This is a genomic window from Bradyrhizobium sp. MI1.10 (assembly GCF_055811035.1).
The window spans coordinates 1-2,412 of the sequence record NZ_JBVVPN010000117.1 but is presented as its reverse complement, the minus strand read 5'-3'; the positions used below and the strand labels follow the sequence as shown (position 1 = coordinate 2,412).

At 60.1% G+C, this 2,412-nt stretch carries 2 protein-coding genes and 1 pseudogene; all 3 read left to right on the top strand.

The genetic code is table 11. The annotated features are described in order from the left end of the window. Positions 1-210: 210 nt before the first annotated feature. On the top strand, positions 211-432 hold the full coding sequence (locus tag AC0L3K_RS40420; RefSeq protein ID WP_473368186.1) for a hypothetical protein: 222 nt from the start codon (positions 211-213) through the stop codon (positions 430-432). Between the two features lie 17 nt (positions 433-449). Further along, on the top strand, positions 450-872 hold the full coding sequence (locus tag AC0L3K_RS40415) for a hypothetical protein (protein ID WP_473368185.1): 423 nt from the start codon (positions 450-452) through the stop codon (positions 870-872). Between the two features lie 392 nt (positions 873-1,264). Continuing rightward, positions 1,265-2,127, top strand: a pseudogene (locus AC0L3K_RS40410) (transposase); the annotation flags it as partial. Between the last annotated feature and the right edge of the window lie 285 nt (positions 2,128-2,412).

The following is a 2,412-nucleotide window of genomic DNA, read 5'->3' as shown; positions in this document are numbered from 1 at the left end:
GTCGAGATCGGCGCCTTACGCGTTGGCGCGGGTCGGGTCGCGGCGGATCGACCGCGCCGATCCGTGCCGGCGTTAGTGGCGGCGGATCAGGTATTTGTGGAGTTCGAGCGTCGCCAGAAGAACTGCCAGTCATGCCGAGCTTAGGAACACTTTTTGGTGCCGCGAGGTTTCCTTCCTCATCAGAGGCCTAGCATTGCGGAGTTCTCTTCCATGGGTACCCAGATCGTGATGGACCACACAGGCGAAAGCAGACATTTCTTTGAACAAACTGATCCGAAGGGGCTCGCCGAGGCTGAACGGCGATTTAAGCAGCTCACCAATCAGGGGTTTACTGCCGCGACGCGAAAGGCGGGCAGTGAACTGAAGGTCACACGGTCGTTTGATCCCACCGCGGAAGAGACGCTATTCTATCCGCGTCTCGTCGGCGGCTAAGCTATCGCGATGCGACGATGTTTCTGTCCAGACGCAGCGACGCTAACAATACGCGCTTCCGCGCCCTCCGTGAGCTTTATCGGAGCTTCACCGAGAAAAATGGCCCGGAAGCGCGTTCGCGGCGTCTGCTGCGGGATTGGTTATCTCCAGAGCAGCGCGCGCAATTCGATGCCAACAACTATTTCGAAGTCACCGGTTCTCACACCGGCAGACGATATCGAGTTCAATATGGTACCCTGAGCAATGTTGTAGAGCTCGACGCATCAGGGCAGCCCGCGATCGGCTGGTGTTTCGTTCCCGAACGTCCTCTGGCGGCTGGCGATGTGATGCTCGCCCAGAAGATCGCGCTCGAAACCGACGAAGCCGCAGTGCTCGCGCTTGCCCACCGGTTTTCTCTGAGACTGCCGTCTCTGCCCCGAGTAGTGCGGCGTGCTTACTAGGTCGCCCAAGGATCTAGGGATGCACCGCCTGCGCCTGGTGGTCGACCTGAAGGCCTGGGAGGGCTTCGATTGCAGGCTGGCGATTGCCCAGATAGAGCAGGACATCGCGGCGATAGACACGGGCTGGAGGCGCTTTCGGGGTCTGAAGCCAGTTAGGCTAACGGGCCAACCCGGTGGCGGCGAGTGCGCAAGGAGGACAAGTGCTGCGATCTTTCATCATGACTGCCCTCGCACTGGGTTGGGGATCCTCGTCCGCGCTCAGCCTGACGTCGGAGGAGATCATCGCTAAGCTTCGCGCCACCGGCTATTCGCACATCCAGGAACTACCAGCCGGAAAGATAAAGACCTACAAGGCCGTCAAGGAAGGCACCGCGCGCTGGCACAGGGATCGCGATCCAGCCAAGTCTAGACGCGCGGTGAAGGAGTATCTGGCGACCCTCAACGATACGGCGTGGGGCGCCGCCAGCGATGTCGTCCCGAAGTTTATTTCGCCATCCGATCCGGCAGCGCAATGGACCGGGGCTCACAAGGGGGCGGCATTCTTCGCGTACTCCGATAACTATCTGATCGACGTGAAGTTCGGTGTCATCGTTGACGTCGAGGCCTCCCGCGCCATTCGCCAGGCCGAGGTCGGCGCAGCAATGACCATCGTCGAACGGACCGAGGAGCGCTTCGGTCTCAAGCCAGAACGGCTTATCGGAGATACCGCATACGGGGCTGCTCCGATGCTGAACTGGCTGGTCGAGGAGAAGGGCATCGGGCCGCATATCCCTGTGTTCGATAAGTCGAAGCGGATGACGGTACCTTCTCGCCGAGCGACTTTCGATATGACCCGGCCGGCGACGTCTATCACTGCCCGGGTGGTAAGCGGCTTGGGACAAGCGGTACCGTGCATGAAGGCAAGACGCTGCTGTATCGAGCAAGCAAGCTCGACTGCGATGTATGCCCGCTTAAATCGCAGTGCTGTCCAAAAGAACCGTCGCGCAAGATCCCGCGCGACATCCATGAATACGCCCGAGACGTTGCCCGGTCGATTGCCGACACCGAAGACTTTGAGAAGTCACGACGTGAGCGCAAGAAGGTCGAGATGCGGTTCGCACATTTGAAGCGCATCCTGAAGCTCGGTAGGCTTCGACTGCGGGGACCAAAAGGCGCTCAGGACGAGTTTGTTCTTGCTGCCATCGCCCAGAACCTGCGGCGGCTCGCGTCGCTGGGCGCTCGTCCACCACCCGCTCGGGCTCTGTGCATTGCGTAGCGTTCGAGTTGCGTAGAGAGCGTCAGGGCCGGCGGATCAAAGCCGGTCGTCCTTAGAGAAATGGCCGAACGATCCATCGCTAACGGCCGACTTCTGCAACAAAATCGGCCAATACCGGAAGTAGCCAACCTGTTCGATCACCCAGTCGACGCGGACGCTGAACGTCGGTGGAAATTCGAGCGATGCCGCTCCGGGCATCAATCTTCCGCACGCTAGGTGACTACCTATCCAAATGCCGCGATTGCAAGCACAACGGCGGCGACGAGGATCGGACCTGCATCGGAG